The sequence below is a fragment of the Streptomyces coerulescens genome (assembly GCF_042657965.1).
GTDB lineage: Bacteria > Actinomycetota > Actinomycetes > Streptomycetales > Streptomycetaceae > Streptomyces > Streptomyces coerulescens.
Map to the genome: position 1 here is coordinate 37,397 of NZ_JBHSKM010000043.1, position 26,081 is coordinate 63,477.

The window sequence follows — 26,081 nt, forward strand, 5'->3', positions numbered from 1 at the left end:
GATGACCTCGATCGATCTCAACGCCGACCTCGGCGAGGGCTTCGGCCGCTGGCGGCTCACCGACGACGAACGGCTGCTGTCCGTCGTCACCAGCGCCAACGTGGCCTGCGGCTTCCACGCCGGGGACGCGGCCACCATGCGGCGGGTGTGCGAGCAGGCGGCCGAGCGCGGGGTGCGGATCGGCGCCCAGGTCTCCTACCGGGACCTGGCGGGGTTCGGGCGGCGCGCGATGGACGTGCCGCCCGCCGAGCTGGCGGCCGAAGTGGCGTACCAGATCGGCGCCCTTGAGGTCTTCGCGCGAGCAGCGGGCACGCGCGTGTCGTACGTCAAGCCGCACGGCGCGCTCTACAACCGCGTCGTGCACGACGAGGAGCAGGCCGGCGCGGTCGTCGACGGCGTGCTCCTGGCGGACGCGACGCTGCCCGTGCTCGGCCTGCCCGGCTCACGCGTGCTGGAGCTGGCCGCCAAGGCCGGACTCCCGGCCGTAACGGAGGCGTTCGCGGACCGCGCGTACACCGAACGGGGCACGCTCGTACCGCGCGGCCAGGACGGTGCCGTGGTCACCGATCCGGAGGCCGTCGTGGAACGTTCGGTGGGCCTGGCCCGCTCGGGCACGGTCACCTCGCACTCCGGGCTTCCGGTCGAGGTACGCGCGCGTTCCCTGTGCCTGCACGGGGACACGCCCGGCGCCGTCGAGCTGGCCCGCCGGGTGCGGGCGCGGCTGGAGGAGTCGGGGATCCGGGTGGAGGCCTTCGCATGAGGGTGCTGCCCGTCGGAGACGAGGCCCTGCTCGTCGAGGTGTCCTCGGACGAGCAGGCCCGGGCGCTGCACACGGAGCTGCTGCGGCGCCGTTCCGAGGGCGCGCTGTCGGTCCGCGAGATCGTCCCCGCGGCCCGGACCGTCCTGCTCGACGGCCTCACCGACCCGGCCCGCCTGGCCACCGAACTGACCACCTCCGAAGTGCCGCCCGTCCCCCCACGCGCGCGGGAGACCGTCGAACTGCCGGTGCGCTACGACGGCCCGGACCTCGCGGATGTCGCCGCGCACTGGGGCGTGTCCGCACGGGAAGTCGCCCGGATCCACGCGGGCACCGAATTCAGCGTCGCCTTCTGCGGTTTCGCCCCCGGCTTCGGCTATCTCACCGGCCTGCCGCCGCACTACGACGTGCCGCGCCGGGCCACCCCGCGCACGTCCGTACCCGCGGGCGCGGTGGCGCTGGCGGGTCCGTACACGGGTGTGTACCCGCGTTCGTCACCCGGCGGCTGGCAGCTGATCGGCAGCACCGACGCGGTGCTGTGGGACCACACGCGCGTGCCGGCCGCGCTGCTGTCACCCGGCACGCGCGTGCGCTTCGTTCCCGTGGGGAGCTCATGAGCGACCATGCGCTGTCCGTCGTACGCGCAGGGGCGCTCACCACGGTGCAGGACCTCGGCCGTCCCGGGCACGCCCACCTCGGCGTGCCCCGCTCCGGGGCACTGGACCCGCCGGCGGCGGCGCTGGTCAACCGGCTGGTCGGCAATGTGCCCGAGGCGGCGGTGCTGGAGACCACGCTCAACGGCTGCACACTGCGGCCCCGTTCGGCGGTCACCGTGGCGGTCGCCGGCGCACCCTGCCGGGTCACGGTCGACGGGCGCCCGGTCGCCTGGGGCGCCCCGGTGCACGTGCCCGCGGGTGCGCTGCTGGACATCGGGGCGGCCCTCTCCGGCGTACGCGGCTATGTGGGCGTCTGCGGCGGCGTCGCCGTCGAGCCGGTCCTCGGCAGCCGCTCCACCGACCTGCTGTCCGGGCTCGGCCCACCACCCCTCACGGAAGGCGCGGTGCTGCCGCTTGGCTCACCGACGCGGCCGCACACGCGCGTGGACGTCGCCCCGCAGCCGGCGCCCCCTGCCGAGCTGGTGCTGCGCGTGACCCTGGGCCCGCGCGACGACTGGTTCACCACGGCGGCCGTGCGGGACTTCACCTCCCGCGTGTACCGCGTCTCCGCCGCGAGCAACCGCATCGGGCTGCGCACCGAGGGCCCCGCCCTGGAACGGGCGCTCACTCGCGAACTCCCCAGCGAGGGCGTGGTCCTGGGCGCGGTCCAGGTCCCGCCCGACGGCAGGCCGGTCGTGTTCCTGGCCGACCACCCGACGACCGGCGGCTACCCCGTGATCGCCGTCGTCCGCGCGGCCGACCTCGCGGCCGCCGCCCAGGCCGTACCGGGCACGCCGGTCCGCTTCGTGGCCGTACGCCGCCACTGACGACCAGGGACCGCTGCACCACCGACTGCACACCGCCCTGCCCACGACGAGCCACGGTGCCCGCACTTCCCGCGCTGCGCCGCCTTGACCGCGTCGAGCCGCCTCGACCGCGCTACGCCGCCCAGATCGCCTCGAAGTGCCGTGGCCCCGGGCGGTGCCCGCCTCCCCCGCTATGTCACCCCTCCCCCGCTACGCCGCCTCCGGTTCCGGCTGTGGCTCCGAAACCGTGCGCTGTCCGGGCACAGGCACCGACAGTCCCTCCGGCACGCACAGGTGCTCCGGCACGGGCCGGTGCTCGGGGACCGGCCGATGGTCGGACCCGGACAGCCCGTCCGGCCGGCTCAGGTGCTCGGGCAACGCCATCGCCTCCGGTACCCGCCGCTGTTCAGGCAACCCATCCAGGTCAGCCACCCGGCGATGCCCGGGCAGCCCGTCCAGCTCCGGCATGCGCCGCTGCTCCGGCAGCAGCCCCATCGGTTCGGGTGCCGACAGCGCGGCCAGGGCCCTGGACACCGACTGTGCCGCTCGCAGGTCGAGCCGGTCGCTGGTGCCCTTCGCGCGGTGCCGCATCTCGACGGCGGCGAGGCGCACCAGTTGCGGCAGCAGGTCGTTGCAGCGCCGGATCACCCAGGCGGTACCCGCGGTGGCCAGCCACAGCAGGCTCGCCGACCTGGTGGGCGGCGCGAACTCGGGCTCGGGCGAGGGCGCCGTCTGCGTCGCGATGCCCCGGTGCCGCAGCATCGCGTGGAAGCGCAGGGCGATCTGCCGGTGCCCGCGCTCCCCGGGATGCAGCCGGTCCGAGCTCCACATCGCGCGGTCCATGATCCAGGGGTCGTCGACGGCGTGCAGATGCACCGCCCCGTACCGCTCGGACAGCGTGTGGACCACCGTGTTGACGGCCCGCTGCCTGCGCGCCAGCGGATGGCCCAGGACCCCCGGCAGGCCCAGCATCGTGCCCGGGTCGGGCAGACAGGCCGTGAGCACGGCCGTGCCCTGGCGGGTGAAGGACTCGTAGACCTTGTCCAGGCGCTGGGCGATCTTCTCGATGTCGAAGGTGCTGCGCAGGGTGTCGTTCACACCCACCAGGACGGACGCGACATCGGGGCGCAGCTCCAGCGCGGCCGGCAGCTGGGTCTCCAGCACGTCCCGCGTCTGCGCCCCGCTGACCGCGAGGTTGGTGAACTCGGCGGACGGTTCGGACAGCCCGCCCGCGAGCAGCGCGGCCCAGCCGCGCCACCCGTTCCCCACGGGATCGCCCACCCCCTCGCTCAGGGAGTCCCCGAGGGCGACGTAACGCAGCGGTCTCATGCCGCGCCCTCCGCACGCACGAAGGGACGCGCCGGCAGGGCCGCGTCGTGCGCGGTGAGGAAGGCGTCCACCGCCGTGCCCCAGCCGAAGCACTCCGCACGCGCGCGTGCGGCCTCCCGGCGCTCGCGCTCGGGACGGTCGAGGATCATCTCCACGGCGTCCGCGAAGGCGTCCCCGTTGTCCGCGGCGGTGGCCCCGGCGGAACCGATCACCTCGGGCAGCGCGGAGGACGCGCTCGCCACCACAGGTGTACCGCAGGCCATGGCCTCCAGCGCGGCGAGCCCGAACGTCTCGGCGGGCCCCGGAGCCAGCGCCACGTCGGCGGAGGCCTGGAGCGCGCCGAGCAGGCTGCGGTCGGCGACATGGCCGAGGAAGGTGACCGGCAGGTCGCGCTCCTGCGCCCGCTTCTCCAGCCCCGCGCGCAGCGGGCCGTTCCCCGCCACCACGAGCACGGCGCGCACTCCGCGCCGGCGCAGCGATTCCAGGGCGTCGAGGGCGGTTCCGGGCCGCTTCTCCACGGAGAGCCGGGAGCACATCACCAGCAGCGTCTCGTCGGCCCGCGCGTGGGTGGCGCGCAGCGCGGTGTCGCGAAGGGTGGGGCGCCGGTTCATCAGGTCGACGCCCAGCGGGGCCCGTACGACGTTGCGGGCGCCGATCCGCACGAACTCCCGCTCGGCGAACTCGGTGGTGCACACGACCCGTGAGTACGTGTGGGCGGTACGGACGTTGAGGGCGTCGGCGGCCCGCCGGGACATGTTCTCCGACAGGCCCCAGGTCCGCAGCACGCCGTCGGCGGTCTCGTGGGAGACCATCACGGCGGGCACCCGGGCGCGGCGGGCCCACTTGCCGGTCCAGCGCAGCGTGGTGCGGTCGGAGACCTCCAGGCGGTCGGGAGCGAGCTCCTCCAGAAGGGACGCGACCCGGCGCTTGTCGATGAGCACGCGGTAGCCGCCGGTGCCGGGCAGCATCGGGCCGGGCAGGGTGATCACGCGGCCCTGCTCGGTCTCGCGGTCGCCGTACTTCTCACCGGGCACGATCAGGACGGGGTCGTGGCCCGCCAGCTTGAAGCCCTTGCCCAGTTCGCGCAGGGCGGTGCGCAGCCCCCCGGAGGCGGGCGCGACGAAGTTCGCGAGCCGGACGATCCGCAGGCCGGTCATGCCGCCACCACCGCCCGGCGCGCGGCGAGCACGTCGCCGTAGTGGCCGATCAGCTGGTCGCCGATGGCCGCCCAGGTGCGGCCCTCGACCGTGGCGTGTCCGGCGGCGCCGTACGCGGCCCGCAGCGCCGGGTCGGCGACCAGGGACCGCACGGCGTTGCGTACGGCGTCGGCATCCCGCGGCGGCACGAGCAGGCCGGTGCGGCCGTGGTCGACCAGGTCGAGCGGACCGCCCGCGGCGGGCGCGACGACGGGGACTCCGCTGGCCATGGCCTCCTGCACGGTCTGGCAGAAGGTCTCGAACGGGCCGGTGTGGGCGAAGATGTCGAACGAGGCGAAGATCCGCGCAAGGTCGTCGCCGCCACGGCGGCCCAGGAAGACCGCGCCGGGCAGCGCCTCGGCGAGCGCGGGCTGGCTCGGCCCGTCGCCGACGATGACGACCTTGACGCCGGCCAGGCCGCACACACCGGAGAGCAGCTCGATGTGCTTCTCCGGGGCGAGCCGCCCGACGTAGCCGACGATGACCTCGCCGTTCGGGGCGATCTCGCGGCGCAGCTTCTCGTCGCGCAGCTCGGGGCGGAAGCGGGCGGTGTCCACGCCGCGTGCCCACAGCTTGAGCCGGGGAACCCCGTGGGCCTCCAGGTCGTTCATGGAAGCGCTGGAGGGGACGAGCGTGAGGTCGGCGGCGGAGTGGACGGACCGGATGCGCCGCCAGGCGGCGGCCTCGCCGGCGCCCATGTAGGTGCGGGCGTATCCGGCCAGGTCGGTCTGGTAGACGGCGACGGCGGGGATGCCGAGCCGGGCGGCGGCGGCCATGCCGCGCACACCGAGGACGAAGGGGCTGGCCAGGTGCACGATGTCGGGCCGGTGCTGGATCAGCGCGGCGGCGAGGCGCCGGCTGGGGAGCGCGACCCTGACCTGCGGATAGCCGGGGAGCGGTAGGGAGGGGACATGGACGACGGGGCAGGGCGCCATGGAGGCGGCTGCCTTGTTCCCGGGAGCGGGAGCCGGTGCGACGACGAGGGGCGCGTGACCGCGATCGACGAGGTGTCGGGCGGTCTGGAGCGCGCAGTGGGCCACGCCGTTCACATCGGGGGGAAAGGATTCGGTCACGATGACGACACGCATACCGGTGTTGTCGCCGTGCTGGACGTGGCCGCGTCAAAGTGGATCTTTCCGAACGACAAACGTCCCATGAGCGTTCCGCTGCGCACCCGAGCGGGTCAGGTCGCGTCCATGCGCGCCTGACCCGCGGGTCATCCCGTGTTCACCCGGCGGGCGGATCTCCGCGAGATTCACAGGGTGAACACATGTCCCGCGTGCCGCTCAGCCGGCGCTCGTGTCCGGTCCGATCCGGCTGCGTACGGCGGTCTGGACCTCGGCCTCCTCGGCCGGATCGGCGGCGAGCCGGCGCAGTCGCTCGACGACGCGTGTGTCCCCGGTCTCGGCGTGCCGGGCGGCGATCTCTCGGGTCGTCTCCTCGCAGTCCCACAGGCATTCGACGGCGAATCCCGCCGGGAAGGAGGGATCGGTGGCGGCCAGTGCACGGGCGGTGCGGCAGCGCAGATGGGACGAGGCGGTCTCGCGGTAGATATGGCGCAGCACGGGCGCGGCGCAGGCGATGCCGAGCCGTCCGGTGCCGTCGACGAGGGTCCACAGCGTCGGGGCGTCGGGGCCTTCGCCCCGTACGGCCTCTCGTAGGGCCGCGAGGACGAGGTCCTTGTCCTCGGCTCCGCCCCGGCAGGCGAGCATGCGTCCGGCGGCGGCACCGAGCGGATCGGGCCGTCGGGCCCAGCCGCGCGCCCGGTCGACGGCGGCGACGCTGCGCATCCGCTCGAAGGCGTCGACGGCGGCGTCCACCACTGCGGATGTACCGGTGACCACTGCCGCCTCGATCAGATCGAGGGCGTCCGGGTCGTTGCTGTCGGCGAGGTAGCGCAGGGCGGTGCAGCGGGCCCCGTCGGTGCCGTCCTCGGCGGCGGCGACGATCTCGGGCCGGTCCTCGGGCCCGGCGACGGCCATGAGGCACCGCGCGGCGGGCACATGGAGTGCGGCACCGCGCTCCATGCCCTGCTGGGCCCACTCGAAGACCGCCTGCACGCTCCACCCCGGACGGGGCCCGGTAGGTCGCATCTGGCGTTGCCAGCGGTCGAAACAGCCGGCCTCCTGAGCGGCACGCACGCGCGTGGCGATGGATTCACGCGGGTCCTCGGCCCACAGCCGCCACGGCCGTGGCTCGAAGGCGTCCCGTACGGCGGCGGCCAGCTCGGCCTCGCCCTCGGGATCGGCCGGGAATCGGGCGAGCACGGGCGCGGCGAGGGCGCGCAGCCCGGTGTCGTCGTCCCTGAGCGCGAGCTCGTCCAGCGCCCAGGCCCAGTTGGCGCCCGAGGCGGCGTACCTGCGCAGCAGTTCCAGGGCGTCGCGCCTGCCGTAGGACGCGAGGTGGCCGAGGACGGCCAGGGCCAGCCCCGTGCGTGACTCCTCGGTGTCGAGAACGTCCTCGACGTCGAAGAGGTGGGCCTCGATCTCGTCCAGCTCGCCGCTGAGGTCGAGGTAGAGACGGGCGTAGTACAGGGAGCGGTTCTCCACCTGCCAGTCGTGGCGGGGATCGCGCAGCACACAGTGGTTCAGAGCCGCGAGCGCCTCGGCCCGCGGGGCGGTGAGCGCGTGCAGGGTGCCGTCGCCGCGGCCCCGCTGGAGCAGGCCGAGCAGCGTTCCGCTGGGCGCTATGACCGGTTCGAACATGGGAAACAGCCTCACATCAAGCGTCGACGCAACCGGGGTTCTTGCTTCACCTGGCCGCGTGACAACACGTCGGGGCGCCCGCCGTTTCCTGCTTGCTGTAGACCATGTTCCTCTGCCTCTCGTCGGTGGCCCATGCGGACCGATCACGGCCCGCGCGGTGCGGCAACACCTGCCCGGCCATCGCGTCCGTGAATCACGACGTCATGATGACTCGGCACTTACATCTGCCGCGACCGAAATTTCGGCGGCCCTGTACCGCCTCCCCCGTTTTCCGTGTCTTAGCTGGTCAGCGCGTTCGGCTCAGTGGGCGCCGAACAGTTCGAGCAGCTCCGTCTTGGCGAACATGCGGGCGGTGTCGACGGCTGAGGGGGTGCCCTCGGCCGGGTCGGCGCCGCCCTCCAGAAGAGCCTTGATCACTTCCGTCTCCCCCTTGAAGACTGCACCGGCGAGTGGCGTCTGGCCTCGGTCGTTGACGCGGTTCGCCTCGGCGCCCCGGGCGAGCAGGGCGCGCACCGCGTCCGCGTGGCCGTGATAGGCGGCGAGCATCACCAGGGAGTCGCCGCGGTCGTTGGTGAGGTTGGCCGGAACGCCGGCGTCGACGTACGCCACGAGCGCTTCGGTCTGCCCCTGCCGGGCCAGATCGAAGATCTTGGTCGCCAGCTCCACGACCTCGGGGTCGGGGGCATCAGTCATCGGCCGGACCGCCTCTCACTACGTACACGGGGACTGCGGGGGACTGCGGGCTGCTGCGGGGAGCAAGGGTACGGCCGGCGAGCGGTGCTCGGCCGTACGAGTGATTCGCCAGCGTACTGGCTAGCGCGGCACATGACCCGGCGTGTCCAAGGCAAAGATCATCGCAGACACAGCGGGACGCAACACCCAAGCTCATCCGGTCAAGGACACTCCACCACCCGAGGGAAATCTAGCGAATTTCACCCAGTTGCACCTTTTATCGTATGGATACATGCTGTGAGCCTGGAAGTACTCATGGTGACTGTCCCCACCGAACCAGGAGCACTCACATGATCCTCTCCATCTCAGGCGTCGTTCTGCTCGGCATCGTCGTCTTCATCTTCTTCCGCAAGGACGGGCTGAAGGCGTCGCACGCCCTGATCTCGGCCCTGTTCGGCTTCTATCTGGCAAGCACGGCGATCGCCCCGAGCATCAAGGCCGGCGGCGAGAGCCTCGCGAGCCTCCTGGGCGGCATCCAGTTCTGACGCCGCCCCATCCGCCCGTACGCACCTGTAGGAGACCGCAGTGGCCCGCCGCCCCCTCCCCCGCATCCTGAGCACAGGCAGCGCGCAGTTCGCCCGGAGCCGGGATCTTGCCCGGGCGCAGTTCGCCCGAAGCCGGGAGCTGGCCCGGACGGCCGGCGACAGCGCCTCTGACGTCCTCCATCCACTGATCACGATCACCCGTGGTCTGCGCCGGCTGGCCTCGGCCGGGCGGCGCAGATGGGCCGAGACCCCCAAGGACAGGCGCGGTCCGCTGCTGTTCCTGGTGGCCTCTGTGATCCTGGTCGTGGTGCTCGTGCCGTACGGGCCGCTGCTCGCCGTCATCACCGTGATGGCGGCGGCAGCCTGGCAGGGCCGGGATCGTGAGCCGGCGGCGCCCGACGGCCCCGACGAGTCCCAGTCGGAACGTCTGCGGGCGCTGTACGAGGCCCTCGTCCCGTACTTCTCCGCGGCCGACGACCCGGCCCCGCTGTACACCCACGGCGGCGAGTGGGAGAAGGCATTCCCGGAGTTCGACTTCGACGGCACCGGTCGCATCAGCCGGCTCCTCGTGCGCTACCCGGCCTACTTCACCGACGGCGAGGCGCAGGCCCGCGCGCGGATCGAGCATCTGCTGACGACGAAGTCCGGCCGCGGCCGGGAGTACCACTTCGACTGGGACGAGGAGGGCAACGAACTCACGGTCACCGTCCTCGCCCCGCTGCCCACCGACATCGCCGCCCAGCGGTTCGTCACGGCCCCCGGCGAGACCGTCCTCGGCTTCACCGACCCCAGCGGGGTCCAGCGCACGCTTCCGCTGACCCACGGCGCCCAGCAGCTCGACGTCCCCCCGGTCGTCTGGCGCACCGGCATCCGCTCCACCGAGCCGCACCTGCTGGTCGTCGGCCAGCCCGGCAGCGGCACCTCGACCCTGCTGCGCTCCATCGCGCTGCAGGCCCTTCAGTACGGCGACGTGGTCATCGTCGAGGGCGGCAGCACCGGCGAGTACGCCTGTCTGACCGGACGGGACGGCGTCCTTGCCGTCGAGTGCGGCCTGGCCGGGACGCTGGCGAGCATGGAGTGGGCCGCGACGGAGACGGAGCGGCGCCTGATCGCCGTGAACCGGGCGCGACAGGCCGGCAACCCGCCGCCGGAGGACACCAAGCGCCCGTTGTGGCTTCTGCTGGACCGCCCGACCGTGTTCACCCACCTCGCCGCGGCGGACGACCGCAAGGACCCGCAGTCCCTGCTCCAGGTACCCCTGCGGCACGGACGCTCGGCGAACGTGACGGTGGTCGTGGCGGAGCAGTGGGACACCATGGACGCCCTGTCCGACGCGGTACGGCAGCACACACGCGCGCGTGTCGTACTCGGCCCCGCGACGGCCGGGCAACTGGAGTCGACGCTGGGCGCCCCTCCGCACACCACCCCGGTCGCCGAGGTCCCACCCGGCCGCGGCTACGCCCGCCTGGGCACCGGCCCCGTCCACCGCCTCCAGGTCCCGGCGACCCCGGACCCCTACGACGACGCGACGAGCGACGCCCACCGCCAAGCGGTCCTGGAACTCCTGCCGGAGCGCACGACGCCGGTGGCGGCGGAGCAACTGCCACCCCTGGAGAAGACCGAGCAGCAGCCGGAGCCGGTACCGGCAGAGGCGGTGGTGGCGGAGACGACCTGACACTCCGCCACCACGAGCGGCCCTGTGAAAAGCGGCCCACTCACCCCGCAGCCCTCAGCCCTCAGCCCTCACGCGACAAACGGCCGCACCGACTCCCCGGCCCCGTTCACCCCGCTCGCGCCGCTCTCCACCAGCCGGGCTGCCGCGGCCAGTCTGACCGCGGCCTCCTCCGCCACCGCTCCCCCGACGGTGAACGGCAGCCGCACATACCCCTCGAAGGCCCCGTCCACCCCGAACCGGGGCCCGGACGGCACTCGTACGCCGACCCGCTCCCCCGCCTCCGCGAGCCGCGAGCCGGACAGGCCACCGGTGCGGACCCAGAGGGTGAGTCCGCCCCCGGGTACCTCGAACTCCCACTCGGGGAGCTCCCGGCGCACGGCCGCGACCAGGGCGTCCCGGTTCTCCCGGGCCTGCCCCCGCCGTACGTCCACGGCCTGTTCCCAACCCCCGGTGCCGAACAGCCAGTTCACGGCCAGCTGCTCCAGCACGGGCGTGCCCAGATCGGCGTAGGCGCGCGCGGCCACGAGGCTGCGGATCACGTCCGGAGCCGCCCGTACCCAGCCGATCCGCATGCCCGCCCAGAAGGCCTTGCTGGCCGAGCCGACGGTGATCACCGTCGACCCGGCGGGGTCGAAGGCGCAGACGGGCCGCGGCATTTCGAGGTCCGGGTCGAGCCACAACTCGCTCATCGTCTCGTCGGCGACGAGCACCGTCCCGGCCGAGCGAGCGGCGTCGACCAGCCGTCGCCGCTGGTCCTCGTCGGCCAGGGCGCCGGTCGGGTTGTGGAAGTCGGCGACGACATAGGCGAGTCGCGGCGCGGCCTCCCGCAGCACCTGCCGCCAGCGGTCCATGTCCCAGCCGGACAGCCCTTCGGCCATGGCCACGGGCACCAGCCGGGCCCCCGCCTCCCGCATCAGCTGAAGGATGTTCGCGTACGACGGCGACTCGACCGCGATCCGCTCACCGCGTCCCGCGAACAGATGGCAGATGGCGTCGATCGCGCCCATCGCCCCGGTCGTCACCATGATCTGCTCGGGCATGGTCGGTATCCCACGCTCCGTGTACCGCTCGGCGATCATCGACCGCAGCGCGGGCAGCCCGGCCGGATAGTCGCCGTGGGTGTGGGCGTACGGCGGCAGTTCCTCCAGGGCGCCCTGGACCGCACGGGTCAGCCACGGCTCGGGCGCGGGCAGCGCCGCGCAGCCCAGGTCGATGATCGAGCCCAGCGCCTCGGGCGGCAGCGGCTCCAGGCCGCGCGCGGGCAGCGGGTTCCCGGCCGGCACGGCGGTCCAGCTCCCGGCCCCGCGCCGGGACTCCAGGAACCCCTCGCCACGCAACGCCTCGTAGGCGGCGGCCACGGTCGTACGGCTCACGGACAGCGCGAGGGCCAACTCCCGCTCGGCGGGCAGGCGTGCGGCGACCGGGACACGCCCTTCCAGGACGAGCAGCCGGATGCCGTCGGCCAACGCCCGGTACGCGGGCGGACGTTTGCTGCCCGGCCCTGCGGGGCGATCCTGCTGGGAGGTGAGGAGCCGGGCGAGCTGCGCGGCGCCCACCGCGGAAGTCCACTGCGCCATGATTTCCAGTCCACCTTCTCCGAATTGGCCATGGATGACATCGCATCCCAAGCCACAGGGTGTCATGCATCAGGCCACTACCACCACAGGGGGGCACGTCTTGTCCACGCAGGGGCGTTTCGCACAGCGGCTCACGCAAGGGCATCTCATACGGCGGCTGACACAGCTCTACACCGGGCTCGCGCTGTACGGCGTGAGTTCGGCACTGCTCGTCGAGGCGGGCCTGGGCCTGGAACCCTGGAACGTGCTGCACCAGGGCCTCGCCGAGCTCACCGGCCTGACGATCGGCGTCGTCTCGATCATCGTCGGCGCGGCCGTGCTGCTCCTGTGGATCCCGCTGCGCCAGCGCCCGGGCCTGGGCACCGTCTCCAACGTCTTCGTGGTCGGCATCGCCATGGACGGCGCCCTCGCCCTGCTCCCCGAGGCGCACGGCCTGGCCGTACGGATCCCGCTGCTCCTGGCCGGCGTCGTGCTCAACGGCGCGGCCACCGGCCTCTACATCGCCGCCCGCTTCGGCCCCGGCCCCCGGGACGGCCTGATGACCGGCCTGCACCGGCGCACCGGCCGCTCGATCCGTCTGATGCGCACGGCCATCGAGATCGCGGTCGTGGTGACGGGCTTCGCCCTCGGCGGCACCGTCGGTGTCGGCACCCTGCTCTACGCGCTGTCGATCGGCCCGCTCGCCCAGCTCTTCCTGCGGTTGTTCGCCGTCCCCACGGCATCCGACGGCAGCACGGTCGTTGCCACCGGGCAACCCCGGGGAGCGATACTGCGTCCGTGAGCACCACGCGGATACGCCACCCCTACCTCGACCACCCCGGCCCGATCCCCTTCGCCCATCGCGGCGGGGCGGCGGACGGCCTGGAGAACACCCCGCTCCAGTTCCGGCGCGCGGTCGACATGGGCTACCGGTACATCGAGACCGACGTCCACACCACACGCGACGGCAAGCTCGTCGCCTTCCACGACTCGACCCTGGACCGGGTGACGGACGGGGCGGGCCGGATCGCCGACCTGCCCTGGGACGACGTACGGCAGGCGCGCGTGGCCGGGAAGGAGCCAGTGCCCCTGTTCGAGGAGCTGCTGGAGACCTTCCCCGACGTCCGCTGGAACGTCGACCTCAAGTCGGAGCCGGCGCTCCACCCCTTCCTGGACCTCATCGAGCGCATGGGCGCCTGGGACCGCATCTGCGTCGGTTCCTTCTCCGAGGCCCGAGTCATCCGCGCCCAGCGCCTGGCCGGACCGCGACTGGCGACGTCGTACGGCACCCGGGGCGTGCTGAACCTGCGGCTGCGCTCCTGGGGGGTGCCGGCCGCGCTGCGCCGTTCGGCGGTCGCCGCACAGGTGCCCGAGGCCCAGTCCGGCATCCAGGTGGTGGACCACCGCTTCGTCCGTGCCGCCCACGCGCGCGGGCTCCAGGTCCACGTGTGGACCATCAATGATCCCGATGCGATGCACCGGCTCCTGGACCTGGGAGTCGATGGCATCATGACCGATCACATCGACACGTTGCGCAAGGTCATGGAGGACCGGGGCACCTGGGTCTGACCCGGTCTCCGGCTCCGCCCTCGCGCGGGATCATCACGGGGAAGCGAGGGCACGGGGTGGGCACCGATACCGTGCGAACCGACGCGGCCGACGAGGCCGCGGGACGGCGGCGCGAGCAGCGCGGCTGGTACTTCTACGACTGGGCCTGCTCGGTCTACTCGACGAGCGTGCTCACCGTGTTCCTGGGCCCTTATCTGACGTCGGTCGCCGAGGCGGCGGCGGACGCGGACGGGTTCGTCCACCCCCTGGGCATACCGGTGCGCGCCGGCTCCTTCTTCGCCTACTCGGTGTCCCTGTCGGTCATCGTGGCCGTTCTGGTGATGCCCCTGGTGGGCGCGGCGGCCGACCGCACCGGCCGCAAGAAGCCGCTGCTCGCGGTCGCCGCCTATGTCGGGGCGGCCGCCACCACGGCCATGTTCTTCCTGGACGGCGAGCGCTATCTGCTCGGCGGAGTCCTGCTGGTCGTGGCGAACGCGGCCCAGTCGGTCGCGATGATGCTCTACAACTCCTACCTCCCGCAGATCGCCCCGCCCGAGGAGCGCGACGCGGTCTCCTCCCGGGGCTGGGCCTTCGGCTACGCGTCGGGGTCGCTGATGCTGATCGTGAACCTGGTCCTGTACCTGGCGCACGACTCCTTCGGTGTCTCGGAGAGCACGGCGGTCCGCATCTGCCTGGCCTCGGCCGGCCTGTGGTGGGGCGCCTGGGCGCTCATCCCGCTACGGCGACTGCGCGACCGCCGCTCCGCCGGCGACCGCGCGACCGGGCCGGCGGGCGCGATGGGCTTCCGGCAGCTGGCGGCGACGATCCGCGACATGCGCCGCCATCCCCTGACCCTTGCCTTCCTGCTGGCCTATCTGATCTACAACGACGGCATCCAGACCGTGATCTCCCAGGCGTCGATCTACGGTTCCGAGGAACTCGGCCTCGGACAGTCCACACTCATCGGCGCCGTACTGCTGGTCCAGGTGCTGGCGGTGGCGGGGGCGCTGACGATGGGACGGCTGGCCCGGATCTACGGGGCGAAGCGGACGATCCTCGGCTCACTCGTCGCGTGGACGGTGACCCTGGCGGCCGGATACTTCCTGCCGGCCGGGGCGCCGGTCTGGTTCTTCGTCCTCGCGGCCGGCATCGGGCTGGTGCTCGGCGGCAGCCAGGCCCTGTCCCGCTCCCTCTTCTCGCATCTCGTCCCGCCGGGCAAGGAAGCCGAATACTTCTCCGCCTACGAGCTCAGCGACCGCGGTATGAGCTGGCTGGGCCCGCTGCTGTTCGGGCTCACCTACCAGCTGACCGGAAGTTATCGGGACGCGATCATCTCCCTGGTGGCGTTCTTCGCCATCGGGTTCGTCCTGCTCGCGAGGGTTCCGGTGCGCAGGGCGATCGGCGCCGCGGGCAATCCGGTGCCGACGACGATTTAGCGTTCCGCGCGAAAGGGCGGTAGTGTACGCGTTTGGCCTGCCAGGCGTACCGTTACTGCGCGTCAAAGATGCCGAAACGCTGGGTTACATCTGCTATCAGATGTGACAAACCGGGCGCCGGTGGGTACGACATTGGTCAGCAAGGCTGCGGGCTACGACGGCGACGCATGACCCGGAACGTGACGCGGAACGGGAATCTTTACCGCCGACCGGACGTTGACCGGATGACGACGACAGCGACACCTGTCCTGTGGGCGACAAGCCCGGGAGGCACGATTCATGAGTGAGCGAGCTCTTCGCGGCACGCGCCTCGTGGTGACCAGCTACGAGACGGACCGCGGCATCGACCTGGCCCCGCGCCAGGCCGTGGAGTACGCATGCGAGAAGGGGCACCGGTTCGAGATGCCCTTCTCGGTCGAGGCGGAGATCCCGCCGGAGTGGGAGTGCAAGGTCTGCGGGGCCCAGGCACTCCTCGTGGACGGCGACGGCCCTGAGGAAAAGAAGGCCAAGCCCGCGCGTACACATTGGGACATGCTGATGGAGCGGCGTACCCGCGAGGAACTCGAAGAGGTCCTCGAGGAACGTCTTGCGGTGCTGCGCTCCGGGGCGATGAACATCGCGGTTCACCCCCGGGACAGCCGCAAGTCCGCGTAGTCCCAGCGCGGCTTGGGTGGACTTACCAGGTAACGCGTACAACCGCGGGCGCCGTACGTCATGTGATGACGTACGGCGCCCGCGGTTTCGTGTGCCCGTTTCCGGGTGAGCTCAAGTGGGGGCGAGGGCCCGAGGGCCGGGCCCGGCCCTCGGCGGCTCAGCCGGTCAGCGGCGGCCGCGGCCCCTGCGGGGCGTCACCCGGCTCGTCCCGGATGACCTCACCCTGTACGACCTTGCCGTCGGGGCGGTGAATGCGGGCCTGCTGAAAGGCGTCACCGAACGAACCGGGCGTCGCCTCGCGGAGCTTTCGGTCGAAGGTCCGCTCGGCGTAGCGGCTCAGGGCCTTCTGAACCGGCGGTATCAGCAGGACCAGGCCCAACGCGTCCGAGATCAGGCCAGGCAGCATGATCAGCAGGCCGCCCAGCATCATCAGACCGTTGCCACCGCCGCCGACGGGGGTGCCGCCGCGCTGGACCGCCTCGTTCAGCGCCTGGAAGGCGCGTCGCCCCGCCCGCTTGATCACCACCGAGCCGAGCACGAGACCGGCGACCAGCAGCAGGAACACCGCGAGCCCGCCGGTCACGTCCGCGACCACGGTCAGCAGCCAGATCTCCAGCACCAGCCACGCGGCGATCCCCAGCGGCAGGAAGGTGCGCAGCCGGGAACGCCGGGGCCGGGCGGGATACGTAGGGGGCGGAGCGCCAGTCGTCATGCGTCCAGTGTGCCTGGGTGCGGCTCAGAGCGGGATAAGCGGACGTTCGCCCGCCCGCGCCTCGGGCCCTACGCCTGTGCCTGCGGGGGCTGCTCCTGCGACTGCGGCTGTGCCTGGGACTGCGGCTGGGACTGTGCCTGGGACTGCGGCTGCGGCTGCGGCTGCGGCTCTGACGACGAAGTCGTCTTGGGGCGGCCCAGCAGCTTGCCCACCCGCTCCTGCGCGCCCCACGTGGTGACCCGCCACAGCGCCTCGACCAGGATGTCGCGGCTCATCTTGGAGTCCCCGAGCTCCCGCTCGACGAAGGTGATCGGCACCTCCACCACGTGATAGCCGGCCTTGACCGCGCGGCGGGCGAGGTCGACCTGGAAGCAGTAGCCCTGGGAGGCCACGTCGTCCAGGCCGAGGCCCTGAAGCGTCTCGCGGCGGAAGGCGCGGTAGCCGCCGGTGATGTCGCGCAGCGGCAGGTCCAGGGCGACGCGGGAGTACAGGCTGCCGCCGCGGGAGATGAACTCCCGGGACTTGGGCCAGTTCACGACCCGGCCGCCGGGCACCCAGCGCGAACCGAGCACGAGGTCCGCGCCCTTGAGGGCGGTCAGCAGGCGGGGCAGTTCCTCGGGCTGGTGGGAGCCGTCGGCGTCCATCTCGATCAGGACGCCGTAGTCGTGCTCGATGCCCCAGCGGAAGCCCGCGAGATAGGCGGCGCCGAGGCCCTCCTTGCCCTTGCGGTGCAGCACCTGGACGTGGTCGTCCTCGGCAGCCAGTTCGTCCGCGAGCTTGCCGGTGCCGTCGGGGCTGTTGTCGTCGGCCACCAGGACGTGCGCGTCCGGCACCGCCTTGCGGACCCGGCCGACGATGCTCTTGATGTTCTCCGCCTCGTTGTAGGTCGGAATGATCACCAACGCCGTGCCGAGCGGACCGAACCGCTTCCCCCGGTCCTGTGCCGCGAGGGTCCCGTCGCCGTCGTTCACTGCTGCCCCTTCATCTCCGTACGCAGAGGACCACCATAGTGGTCGCGGCCTGCGCTGACGTGACAGCACGTTCGTATGGCGGTGCCGAATCCACAAGAGCGGGGCGAGTGCGGGTTTTCGCGCGGCCCGTGGGTCCGGAGCACGCACGCTGCGGATGGGGGCCCGGCGCCCTTCGGGCCGACCTGGGACCCGCTGGCTGCGGGTCGACCGAAAGCCGTTGTCTACTGAGCGCCCGGGCCCCATCCGGGTCACACCTCCCCGACCGGCCGGAAAGTTCCGTCGTCGCCGCGCGAGCGCTGAGCCTGGCTCCCAGTGGCGGTGCCCGGTGCGGCACACCGTCCCTGACCCAGCGGCGTTGCGACGGACTCCCGGAAGTTCCGCGGTTGCCCGGTCGGGCGTCCGGTGGTGGACTCCGCCGAACCTACCGGCCTCGGACCTCCGCCTGTCAACAGCCGTTTGACCTGCGGTTTTTCGCCTCTTCCGCTGGTCAACGCAGAGGATACGCAGGTCGCGCGACGGGACGGCGCGCGGTGATCGGCTTCGCGCCACCCCGGGAGATCACTCGCCCGGCCGTACGAAGACCGTTCGTCCGCCCACCACCGTGCGCAGACAGACCGGCAGGTCACGGCCCGGGGTGAGATCGGGCAGGCCGGGGGTGCCGGAGCGCGGATCGGTGGACCAGCGCGCGACCCGGTCGTCGGGGGCCTGGACCACCAGTTCGTCGGTGCGCCACACGGCGTAGTCGGCGGGCGCGCCCGGCGTCAGGACACCCGCGTCGTCGCGTCCGATCGCCCGCCAGCCGCCGCGCGTGTGCGCCGTGAACGCGGCGCGCACCGACACCCGGTGCTCGGGCGTGTGGTGGAAGGCGGCGGCACGGACCGTGCCCCAGGGGTCGAGGGGCGTGACGGGGCTGTCGGAGCCGAAGGCGAGCGGGACGCCCGCGCGCAGCAGGGCCGCGAACGGGTTCAGGGTACGGGCGCGTTCGGCGCCGAGGCGCTGGACGTACATGCCCTCCTCACCGCCCCACAGCGCGTCGAAGGCGGGCTGCACCGAGGCCGTCAGACCCAGTTCGGCGAAGGCGGCCACCGCCTCGGGGGTGAGCATCTCGGCGTGCTCGACGCGGTGCCGGGCGGCGCGGACGCGGGCCGTGCCGACCTTCTCGGCGGCGGTCCGCACACCCTCCACGACGGCGGTGACGGCGGCGTCACCGATCGCGTGGAAGCCCGCCTGCAGGCCCGCCTCGGTGCAGGCGGCGACATGGGCGGCGACGGCGGCCGCGTCCAGGTAGGCGGTGCCGGTGTGGGCGGCGTCGGCGTACGGCTGGTGCAGACAGGCGGTGTGCGAGCCGAGGGCACCGTCGACGAAGAGGTCTCCGGCCGCGCCGAGCGCGCCCAGTGCGCGCGCCTTGGCCACGTCCTGCTCGGCCCAGTAGCCGACGACCCGCGGCCCGGCCTCCTCGGCGGCGAGCCGGAGCAGGCCGGTGAAGTCGTCCTCGGAGGAGATGTCCGGCCCGCCGCACTCGTGGACGGTGCCGATCCCGAGGGAGGCGGCGTGCGCCAGGGCGGCGCGCTGGGCCTCGACGCGCTGGGCCGGGGTGAGGGAGGCCAGCGCGGTGGCGCGGACCGCGTGGTGGGCGTCGGCGACGAGGGGGCCGTCGACGGCGCCGAGGTCGCCGGGCGTCATGTCCAGCAGGGCCGTCGTGACGACCGCGGAGTGGACGTCGATACGGGACAGGTACAGCGGGCGGCCACCGGTGGCGGCGTCGAGCTCGGGGCGCGTCGGCGGACGGCCACCGGGCCAGCGGGCGGCGTCCCAGCCGTGGCCGAGCAGGACGCGGTCGTGCGGGCGGGCGGCGGCGAAGTCCCGTACGAGGGCGAGTGCCGCCTCCAGGGACGGGGCGCCCGACAGGTCGAGGCCGGTCAGGGCGAGGCCCGTGGCGGTGGTGTGCACATGGGCGTCGGTGAACGCGGGGGTGACCAGCGCGCCGTCCAGGTCGACGACCTCGTCCACACCCTCGGCGAAGGCGTCGGCGGCCCCTTCGGATCCGACCCAGGCGACCTGTCCGCGCTCCACGACCATCGCGGTGGCGAAGGGGTCGGCGGGGCTGTGGACCTCGCCTCGGCGCAGGAGGACGGTCTTCGGCTGGGCGTTGGACTCACTCATGGAGAACAGTCTCGCGCCTCACGCCGGCGCCCTCTGAACAGGGCCCGCCCATAGCGCCCCCCAAGGAGCGCGGGGCTGTATCGATATGCCGCTCCGCCGCGCGGGCGCGACCAGCCACAGACAACCCGCGGCCGAAGAACAACCGGCGATCAGACCTTCGGCGGCCGGGCCTCGTACGGCGTGGACAACACAACCGTCGTCCGCGTGGACACCCCGGCCAACGACCGCACCCGGGCCAGCAGCTCCTCCAGCTCGTGCGGCGTGGCCACCCGGACCTTGAGGATGTAGTTCTCGTCGCCCGCCACGCTGTGGCAGGCCTCGATCTCGGGCACGTCGGCGAGCCGGTCCGCGATGTCGTCGGGGGCGCTGGGGTCGAACGGTTTCACCGAGATGAAGGCCGTCATGGGCAGCCCCACGGCCTCCGGGTCGACGACCGCGGCATAGCCGCGGATGACGCCGCGCTGTTCCAGCCGGCGCACCCGCTGGTGCACGGCCGACGTGGACAGGCCGGTGGCCTTGCCCAGGTCGGTGTAGCTCATCCGCCCGTCCTTGACGAGCAGCTGCACGATTTGTCGGTCCAGCTCCTCCATGGCGCAAGAACCTACAGTGCGGCTGATCTCATCGGATACCTCAGCAGCGCAGGTCATGCCCGGTTTGTGATGTGGGGCGCGGCCGTCTGTGAGCCACCTGAGGGACAAATCGGCCGCCTCGGGCACCTGCGGGCGGCATGTGACGAAGGCCACAGGCCCCGAACAGGCTCCGTGATGTACCCGTGATTAATGCCGAACCGAGGCGGGAAGTGCTTGCTGTGGTCGAGGCCGCAGTGCCGTCACGGCCCAGCCCGAGGGGGAGAATCCCATGCAGAGTCTTAAGCGCCCTGGTCGTACCACGCCCAAGCGGCAGCAGCTGGTCGTCGAGCCCGCTCCGGAGGGCGTCGAACCCGACGCCGTGGAGGACGACGAGGAACTCGACGCGTACGACACCTTCGAGATGTACCGGGTGATCTGCCCGGACTGCGCGCAGCCCATCGCCCTGCTGGCGGACGAGGAGGTCCTGCCGGAGCACGCGCTGTGTGCCTCGCCGTGGAACCCGTTCGGCCTCACGGTCTGCGCCGGCACGGGCCGCCGGGCAGGGGAGGCCCGCTCCGCCGACGCGTCGGACGAGCCCCAGGAGCAGGACACCGCCCTGCTGTTGACGCTTCCTCAGGGACTGGACTGGCGGACCCAGCCCTTCTCGCACGTCGGCGGCCCGGGCTCACGGCCCATCAGGGTTCCGGTCATGCGGCGTCAGGCCGCCTGAGCGCGTACGCCGTCCGTTCGCGCCTCGCTCAACTCCAGTAGCTGCCCTGCACCATGGCTCGCAGGCTGCCGTGGTGCAGGATCAGTGTGTCCGGGTCGGCCGGGACGGCCACTTCGCCGAAGTAGGCCTGCCGGTAGGCGATGCGCAGCATGACGACGGCGTGCCGCAGGGCGGCGTACAGCGTGTAGAAGTCCATGTCGCGCGGGATGTGGCCGGTGAGCTCGGCGTAGCGGGCCTCGACGCGGTCGCGGCGCAGGAACTCCGGCAGTCCGCGCTGTCCGAAGGCGACCGTGAGGTCCTGGAAGAAGCGGTGCAGGTAGACGGTCCAGCCGAGGTCGACCTCGCGCGGGGCCAGGGCCGCCATCTCCCAGTCCAGGACGGCCGCCGGGGCGAACCCGTCGTAGACGACGTTCCCGATGCGCGCGTCGCCCCAGTTGAGCACCGGTGTGCCCGGATCGCGGGGCCAGATGTCCTCCAGCCGGTCGAACGCGTCCTCGATCAGCGGTGAACGGGCGAGTCCGTCAACCACCCATTCGTAGTACGCGCGTTGGGCCGTGACGTGCCGCCGCAGGGCGTCGCCCGCGCCCGGCAGCGCGAGGAACTCCGCCGCCGTCCGCGGTACTTGGTCGTGCAGCCGGGCCAACAGGTCGACCGTGGCCCCCTCCAGCCGCTCGCGCTCCTCGTCGGTCGCCGCGTGCAGCCAGTTGCCCTCGTAGGTGTACGGCATGACGTCCGGCGGCACGCGTCCCTCGACGCGCTCCATGACGAAGAAGGGCGCCCCCAGCGGACCCGGGTCCTCCTCCAGCCACAGCACCCTGGGCACGGGCAGATCCGTGTGCTCGGCGACGACGCGCATCGTCCGGAACTGGCGCGGCATGTCGTACACCGGGAACACGGTGTACGCCGCCGGATCGGCCGCGAGCCGCAACGCGCAGGCGTGCGCGGGGCGTTCGGGATGCCGGATGTCGAAGAGCAGGGTCTCGCTGGACAGGCCGTTCGACTCGGGGACGGTGACGCCGGCCGCCTCGGCGCCGGGCAGCCTGGTGCGGAGCCAGGCGGTGAGACGGCGGGTGAGCTCCTCCGGATCGCGGGTGGTGGTGCGCGGGCGCGGTGCCGTGGCTGCCATGACGCCATCCCCCTAGGGTGCGACCGACTTGAAGTCCGCAAAGCCGCTCGGGTCGTGCCGCCCGAACGAGCCGTGCTCGAGGATGCCGTGGCCGGTCCGGCCGTTCAGCCGGAAGCGCGCGGCGTGGTCGGTGACGCCGTACGCGGCCAGGGGGTGGGGCTCGGTGAGGTCGTAGGTGCGCCGGTCGGTCCAGCCGCGCCCGCGCCAGGTGCCGTGCTGCCAGTCGTCGGCGGGCGGGTAGCCGGCGCCGACGGCGAGCGGGGAGGAGGTGAGGATCTCCACCTCCAGTTCCTGCGGTTTGCGCAGGTCGCCGAGGTGGATGAGGGCGCGTTCGGGGTGGCGGGTGCCCGGGCGGTAGGTGATCTCGGCCTGCGGCCAGCCGAGTTGGGTGTCGCGGCGGCCGGGGCGGACCAGCGTCGCCTCGTTCAGCGAGCGGTGTCCGTCGGCGTCCTCCTGGAGGATCACCATCAGGAACCGGTCCTCGAAGCGGACCGGGCACCAGATCCAGTGGAAGCCCTCCGTCGGGTACTCCTCGGCGAGCCGTCCGCCCTCCTCCCCCGGGAGGGGCCGCACACCCCAGCTGCGGTCCCGGGTCCCGGTCCAGCCTGCCTCGGTGACCCGGAACTCCTCGCCCCCGGCGCGGATCACACCCGTCACGCTCCCCGCCTGCACGAATCGGCGCCCCTCCAGGGTGAGCCGGTCGCCGCGGCGCTGGACGTGATGGGGTTCCCACAGGGCCGGGAAGTCGGCGGTCCAGGTGAGGTCGTACGACAGGGAGTCGTCGTCGCCGACGAGGCGCAGTCGGCTCAGCGGCTCCTCGACCTCGATCCTGAGCGGCCCGACGGCGAGCCGCATCCGGTCGTCGCCGAGCGCGTCCGAGGCGCGTACGGCGTGCAGGGTGTCCCCCACCCGCAGGGTCGCGTAGGCGTCGATCACCCCGGCGTTCGGGTACACCCCGAGACCGAGGATGAGCAGCGCGCGCCCCTCGTGGTCGAGGACGTGGAAGATGCAGCGGTCGTAGGCGTTCCGGTCGCCGGTGGCGACGTGCTTCATGGACAGGGGCACCTGGTGCACCGGGTACTCGTCGAGCGGTACCGGGCGGTCGTCGTCGGTCACGGCAAACCTCCCTGGACGCGGGCTGGGCTGACGGTACGTCAGACAGCCTCGGGTGACCAGAGAGGGAACCGGACGCGGGTGAACTCACGCCCGATTCCGACCGGCGGTGACTTGTCCCGCCACCTCCGCGTTGCCCGGGTATGCCCCACACCTACTACGGGACCGGGCCCCAGCGCCGCGTCTTCGTTCCCCGGCCCGCAGGAACGCTTCAGCCGCCGGCACCCCCGCAGCAGCCGGATCCGCCGATCTACCGCGATCTGATGCGGATGTGGGCCGACCGGGGCCGCACCTTGCCCGGGCACCACGACCCGGAGTGGATCCGGCTCGCGGCGCCGACGGTCAAGCACGGCCAGTTCAGCGTCCCTCGGGACCAGCTAGGTGACGGGCGATGACCATCCGCTGAATCTGGTTGGTGCCCTCGACGATCTGGAGGACCTTGGCCTCGCGCATGTAGCGCTCGGCCGGGAAGTCCGCGGTGTATCCGTACCCGCCGAGGATCTGGACGGCGTCGGTGGTGACCTTCATCGCCGCGTCGGTGCAGTGCAGTTTGGCCATCGCCGCCTGCTTGGCGAACGGCCGCCCCGCGTCGCGCAGCCGCGCGGCCGCCAAGTACAGCGCGCGGCCCGCCTCGATCTGGGTGGCCATGTCGGCGAGCATGAAGCGCAGGCCCTGGAAGTCGGCGATCGGCTTGCCGAACTGCCGGCGCTCGGTCGCGTACGTCACCGCCTCGTCGAGCGCCGCCTGGGCGACGCCGATGGCGCAGGCCGCGATGCCGAGCCGGCCGGAGTCGAGCGCGGACAGGGCGATGGCGAAGCCCTGGCCCTCGTCGCCGATGCGTCGCTCGTCGCCGACCCGGACGCCGTCGAAGTGGACCTGGGCGGTGGGCGATCCCTTCATGCCCATCTTCTTCTCGGGCGCCGCCGCGCTCAGGCCGGGCGCGTCGGCGGGCACCAGGAACGCGCTGATCCCGCGCGGGCCGTCCTCGCCGGTGCGGGCCATGACGGTGTAGAAGTCGGCGATGCCGCCGTGGGTGATCCACGCCTTGGTGCCGGTGATGACCCACTCCTCGCCGTCGCGCACGGCCTTCGTGCGCAGCGAGGCCGCGTCGGATCCGGACGCCGGCTCGGAGAGGCAGTACGCGCCGAGGAGCCCGCCGCCCAGCATCGCGGGGAGGTGCTCGACCTGCTGCTGCTTGGTGCCGTAGGTGGCGAGCGCGTAGGACGCCAGGGTGTGCACACTGACGCCGAGGCCGACGGTGAGGCGGACCGCGGCGAGCTCTTCGAGGACCTGGAGGTAGACCTCGTACGGCTGGTCGCCGCCGCCGTACTCGGAGTCGTACGGCAGGCCGAGCAGTCCGGATTCGGAGAGCAGGGTGAAGACCTCGCGCGGGAAGCGTCCGGCGTCCTCCTCCTCGGCCGCCTTCGGGGCGATCTCGCGCTGCGCGATGTCGCGGACGAGCGAGATCAGATCCCGGGCCTCGTCCGTGGGCAGTTGACGATCCACCGGCTGCGGGGCGCGGTCGGGCATGACGACGATCCTCCCTGTCGGGCACATCGGCGGACGCACGCCTTGGGTGGGGCGGCTCCGCCGGGTCTCACTGGCGCCGGGCCGATGCTCGCATTCCCGGGTCTCGGAAGCTGCTGACCAGCGGCTGTGCGCTGTGAGTATGCCCGATCGGAGGCACCGAGTCACCAGTTAACGACCGCTCACTTCAAGAAGTGTCCGACACGTCATCAACGCTTCCAAAATTGGTCCGAACCATTGACGTACTGGTCTAGTCCTCCTACCGTGACGGATCAACGCATCATCGCGTCCATGCCAATCGGCACATGCTCCCCTCTCCCCCACGAGGAGACACCCGATGCACCTCACGCACCGCCCCCGCGCCCGGCTGATGGCGCTCGTCTCCGCCGCGTGCGCGGCCGTGCTCGGCGCCGGACTGCTGGCCGGCGCGGGCACCGCAACCGCGGAACCCGCCGCCTCACCGAAGCTCGCCGCCGGCTCCAAGGTCGTCGGCTACTTCACCGAATGGGGCACCTACGACCGCAAGTACTACGTCAAGAACATCGAGACCTCGGGCTCGGCGGCCAAGCTGACCCATATCAACTACGCCTTCGGCAATGTCACCGGAGGCAAGTGCGCGATCGGCGACTCCTACGCGGCGACCGAACGCACCTATACCGCGGCCGAGTCCGTGGACGGCGTCGCCGACACCTGGGACCAGCCGCTGCGCGGCACCTTCAACCAGCTGCGTGAGCTGAAGAAGAAGCACCCGGGCCTGAAGGTGCTGTGGTCCTTCGGCGGCTGGACCTGGTCGAACGGCTTCGGCGAGGCCGCGCGCAACCCGGCCGCGTTCGCCCAGTCCTGCTACGACCTGGTCGAGAACTCCAAGTGGAAGGACGTCTTCGACGGCATCGACATCGACTGGGAGTACCCGAACGCCTGCGGTGCCACCTGTGACACCAGCGGCCGGGAGGCCTTCAAGAACCTGATGTCGGCGGTGCGCGCCAAGTTCGGCTCCGGCAATCTCGTCACCGCGGCGATCACGGCCGACGCGACGAGCGGCGGCAAGATCGACGCGGCGAACTACGCGGGCGCGGCGCAGTACGTCGACTGGTACAACCCGATGACGTACGACTTCTTCGGGGCCTGGGACGCGACCGGTCCGACGGCTCCGCACTCGGCGCTGAACTCCTACTCCGGCATCCCGAAGGCGCAGTTCCACACCTCGGCGACCATCGCCAAGCTCAAGGGCCTCGGCATCCCGTCGTCGAAGCTGCTGCTGGGCATCGGCTTCTACGGCCGCGGCTGGACCGGCGTCACCCAGGCGGCGCCCGGCGGTACGGCGACCGGGGCGGCCGCCGGTACCTATGAGGCGGGCATCGAGGACTACAAGGTTCTCAAGACCAAGTGCCCGACGACCGGGACAGTGGGCGGCACCGCCTACGCCAAGTGCGGGAACAACTGGTGGAGTTACGACACTCCGGCGACCATCGGCACGAAGATGACGTACAAGAACCAGCAGGGACTGGGCGGGACCTTCTTCTGGGAGCTGAGCGGGGACACGGCGAACGGTGAGCTGATCAAGGCGATCAACTAGCCGGTCCCACGGGGGGCTTGGGGCGGAGGACCACGAGACCTCCGCCCCACGCGCACACC

The 26,081-nt window shown here is 72.3% G+C and carries 24 protein-coding genes and 1 pseudogene; 12 read left to right on the forward strand and 13 right to left on the reverse strand.

The window, feature by feature from the left end:
• Nucleotide 1 precedes the first annotated feature (1 nt).
• The 3 genes from ACFPQ9_RS36525 to ACFPQ9_RS36535 are packed head-to-tail and all read left to right on the forward strand — an operon-like array spanning nucleotide 2 to nucleotide 2,240.
• Nucleotides 2-760, forward strand: a complete 759-nt coding sequence (locus tag ACFPQ9_RS36525) for a LamB/YcsF family protein (protein ID WP_380863059.1) — start codon at nucleotides 2-4, stop codon at nucleotides 758-760.
• Nucleotides 757-1,374, forward strand: a complete 618-nt coding sequence (locus ACFPQ9_RS36530) for a 5-oxoprolinase subunit B family protein (RefSeq protein WP_380863061.1) — start codon at nucleotides 757-759, stop codon at nucleotides 1,372-1,374. Before ACFPQ9_RS36525 ends, ACFPQ9_RS36530 begins: the two co-directional genes overlap by 4 nt.
• Nucleotides 1,371-2,240: a 5-oxoprolinase subunit C family protein gene (locus ACFPQ9_RS36535; protein ID WP_380863063.1), complete on the forward strand. Its 870-nt coding sequence runs from the start codon at nucleotides 1,371-1,373 to the stop codon at nucleotides 2,238-2,240. The genes ACFPQ9_RS36530 and ACFPQ9_RS36535 overlap by 4 nt, the downstream gene beginning before the upstream one ends.
• A 477-nt stretch (nucleotides 2,241-2,717) precedes the next feature.
• On the opposite strand, the pseudogene ACFPQ9_RS36540 reads toward ACFPQ9_RS36535, so the two are convergent.
• The 3 genes and pseudogenes from ACFPQ9_RS36540 to ACFPQ9_RS36550 all read right to left on the reverse strand — a co-directional run.
• Nucleotides 2,718-3,548, reverse strand: a pseudogene (locus ACFPQ9_RS36540) (SGNH/GDSL hydrolase family protein); the annotation flags it as partial.
• Nucleotides 3,545-4,705, reverse strand: a complete 1,161-nt coding sequence (locus ACFPQ9_RS36545) for a glycosyltransferase (protein ID WP_380863065.1) — start codon at nucleotides 4,703-4,705, stop codon at nucleotides 3,545-3,547. The gene ACFPQ9_RS36545 and the pseudogene ACFPQ9_RS36540, both read right to left, overlap by 4 nt.
• Nucleotides 4,702-5,832 carry a glycosyltransferase family 4 protein gene (locus tag ACFPQ9_RS36550; protein ID WP_380863067.1) on the reverse strand — a complete coding sequence of 377 codons (1,131 nt, stop codon included), beginning with the start codon at nucleotides 5,830-5,832 and terminating at the stop codon, nucleotides 4,702-4,704. Before ACFPQ9_RS36550 ends, ACFPQ9_RS36545 begins: the two co-directional genes overlap by 4 nt.
• Between ACFPQ9_RS36550 and ACFPQ9_RS36555 the strand changes: the two genes are divergently transcribed.
• Entirely contained in the window at nucleotides 5,734-5,952 is a 219-nt protein-coding gene (locus ACFPQ9_RS36555; protein ID WP_351196490.1) for a hypothetical protein, read from the forward strand. The two genes, ACFPQ9_RS36550 and ACFPQ9_RS36555, sit on opposite strands and share 99 nt — an antisense overlap.
• A gap of 78 nt (nucleotides 5,953-6,030) precedes the next feature.
• Here the strand turns inward: ACFPQ9_RS36555 and ACFPQ9_RS36560 are convergent, their stop codons facing one another.
• Together ACFPQ9_RS36560 and ACFPQ9_RS36565 are read right to left on the reverse strand one after the other, a co-directional pair.
• Complete coding sequence (locus ACFPQ9_RS36560; protein WP_380863069.1) at nucleotides 6,031-7,449, reverse strand: HEAT repeat domain-containing protein; 1,419 nt, start codon at nucleotides 7,447-7,449, stop codon at nucleotides 6,031-6,033.
• Between the two features lie 300 nt (nucleotides 7,450-7,749).
• Complete coding sequence (locus ACFPQ9_RS36565) at nucleotides 7,750-8,142, reverse strand: ankyrin repeat domain-containing protein (RefSeq protein WP_126904002.1); 393 nt, start codon at nucleotides 8,140-8,142, stop codon at nucleotides 7,750-7,752.
• Nucleotides 8,143-8,471: 329 nt separating this feature from the next.
• Between ACFPQ9_RS36565 and ACFPQ9_RS36570 the strand changes: the two genes are divergently transcribed.
• Both ACFPQ9_RS36570 and ACFPQ9_RS36575 read left to right on the forward strand, forming a co-directional pair.
• Nucleotides 8,472-8,666 carry a hypothetical protein gene (locus ACFPQ9_RS36570; protein WP_004002760.1) on the forward strand — a complete coding sequence of 65 codons (195 nt, stop codon included), beginning with the start codon at nucleotides 8,472-8,474 and terminating at the stop codon, nucleotides 8,664-8,666.
• Between the two features lie 40 nt (nucleotides 8,667-8,706).
• Nucleotides 8,707-10,341: a hypothetical protein gene (locus ACFPQ9_RS36575; protein ID WP_380863071.1), complete on the forward strand. Its 1,635-nt coding sequence runs from the start codon at nucleotides 8,707-8,709 to the stop codon at nucleotides 10,339-10,341.
• 68 nt (nucleotides 10,342-10,409) lie between these two features.
• Here ACFPQ9_RS36575 and ACFPQ9_RS36580 read toward each other — a convergent pair whose 3' ends face one another.
• Nucleotides 10,410-11,918, reverse strand: coding sequence for an SCO1417 family PLP biosynthesis transcription factor (locus tag ACFPQ9_RS36580; protein ID WP_380863073.1), 1,509 nt, complete (start codon nucleotides 11,916-11,918; stop codon nucleotides 10,410-10,412).
• 64 nt (nucleotides 11,919-11,982) lie between these two features.
• Between ACFPQ9_RS36580 and yczE the strand changes: the two genes are divergently transcribed.
• The 4 genes from yczE (at nucleotide 11,983) to ACFPQ9_RS36600 (ending at nucleotide 15,535) form a co-directional block, all read left to right on the forward strand.
• Nucleotides 11,983-12,699: a membrane protein YczE gene (gene yczE, locus ACFPQ9_RS36585; protein ID WP_380863075.1), complete on the forward strand. Its 717-nt coding sequence runs from the start codon at nucleotides 11,983-11,985 to the stop codon at nucleotides 12,697-12,699.
• Nucleotides 12,696-13,466: a glycerophosphodiester phosphodiesterase family protein gene (locus ACFPQ9_RS36590; RefSeq protein WP_380863077.1), complete on the forward strand. Its 771-nt coding sequence runs from the start codon at nucleotides 12,696-12,698 to the stop codon at nucleotides 13,464-13,466. Before yczE ends, ACFPQ9_RS36590 begins: the two co-directional genes overlap by 4 nt.
• A 56-nt stretch (nucleotides 13,467-13,522) precedes the next feature.
• Nucleotides 13,523-14,881: an MFS transporter gene (locus ACFPQ9_RS36595; RefSeq protein WP_380863079.1), complete on the forward strand. Its 1,359-nt coding sequence runs from the start codon at nucleotides 13,523-13,525 to the stop codon at nucleotides 14,879-14,881.
• 279 nt (nucleotides 14,882-15,160) lie between these two features.
• Nucleotides 15,161-15,535: an RNA polymerase-binding protein RbpA gene (locus tag ACFPQ9_RS36600; protein ID WP_003977404.1), complete on the forward strand. Its 375-nt coding sequence runs from the start codon at nucleotides 15,161-15,163 to the stop codon at nucleotides 15,533-15,535.
• 157 nt (nucleotides 15,536-15,692) lie between these two features.
• On the opposite strand, the gene fxsA is transcribed toward ACFPQ9_RS36600, so the two are convergent.
• From fxsA to ACFPQ9_RS36620, 4 genes are all read right to left on the reverse strand, one after another.
• Entirely contained in the window at nucleotides 15,693-16,247 is a 555-nt protein-coding gene (gene fxsA / locus ACFPQ9_RS36605; protein ID WP_380863081.1) for an FxsA family membrane protein, read from the reverse strand.
• Between the two features lie 68 nt (nucleotides 16,248-16,315).
• Nucleotides 16,316-17,218, reverse strand: a complete 903-nt coding sequence (locus ACFPQ9_RS36610; RefSeq protein WP_380863083.1) for a polyprenol monophosphomannose synthase — start codon at nucleotides 17,216-17,218, stop codon at nucleotides 16,316-16,318.
• Nucleotides 17,219-17,776: 558 nt separating this feature from the next.
• Nucleotides 17,777-19,381: an amidohydrolase gene (locus ACFPQ9_RS36615; protein WP_380863085.1), complete on the reverse strand. Its 1,605-nt coding sequence runs from the start codon at nucleotides 19,379-19,381 to the stop codon at nucleotides 17,777-17,779.
• 149 nt (nucleotides 19,382-19,530) lie between these two features.
• Complete coding sequence (locus ACFPQ9_RS36620; RefSeq protein ID WP_380863087.1) at nucleotides 19,531-19,971, reverse strand: Lrp/AsnC family transcriptional regulator; 441 nt, start codon at nucleotides 19,969-19,971, stop codon at nucleotides 19,531-19,533.
• 268 nt (nucleotides 19,972-20,239) lie between these two features.
• On the opposite strand from ACFPQ9_RS36620, the gene ACFPQ9_RS36625 reads away from it, so the two are divergent.
• Nucleotides 20,240-20,680, forward strand: coding sequence for a hypothetical protein (locus tag ACFPQ9_RS36625; RefSeq protein ID WP_380863089.1), 441 nt, complete (start codon nucleotides 20,240-20,242; stop codon nucleotides 20,678-20,680).
• Nucleotides 20,681-20,708: 28 nt separating this feature from the next.
• On the opposite strand, the gene ACFPQ9_RS36630 is transcribed toward ACFPQ9_RS36625, so the two are convergent.
• The 3 genes from ACFPQ9_RS36630 to ACFPQ9_RS36640 form a co-directional block, all read right to left on the reverse strand.
• Nucleotides 20,709-21,806 (reverse strand): phosphotransferase family protein, encoded by a 1,098-nt coding sequence (locus ACFPQ9_RS36630; protein ID WP_380863091.1) that lies wholly within the window; start codon nucleotides 21,804-21,806, stop codon nucleotides 20,709-20,711.
• A gap of 12 nt (nucleotides 21,807-21,818) precedes the next feature.
• A complete protein-coding gene (locus tag ACFPQ9_RS36635; protein ID WP_465269600.1) occupies nucleotides 21,819-22,922 on the reverse strand; it encodes an Rv3169 family protein in 1,104 nt (367 codons plus the stop codon).
• Between the two features lie 354 nt (nucleotides 22,923-23,276).
• Entirely contained in the window at nucleotides 23,277-24,449 is a 1,173-nt protein-coding gene (locus tag ACFPQ9_RS36640; protein ID WP_380863093.1) for an acyl-CoA dehydrogenase family protein, read from the reverse strand.
• A gap of 334 nt (nucleotides 24,450-24,783) precedes the next feature.
• On the opposite strand from ACFPQ9_RS36640, the gene ACFPQ9_RS36645 reads away from it, so the two are divergent.
• On the forward strand, nucleotides 24,784-26,022 hold the full coding sequence (locus tag ACFPQ9_RS36645; RefSeq protein ID WP_380863095.1) for a glycoside hydrolase family 18 protein: 1,239 nt from the start codon (nucleotides 24,784-24,786) through the stop codon (nucleotides 26,020-26,022).
• Nucleotides 26,023-26,081: the final 59 nt, after the last annotated feature.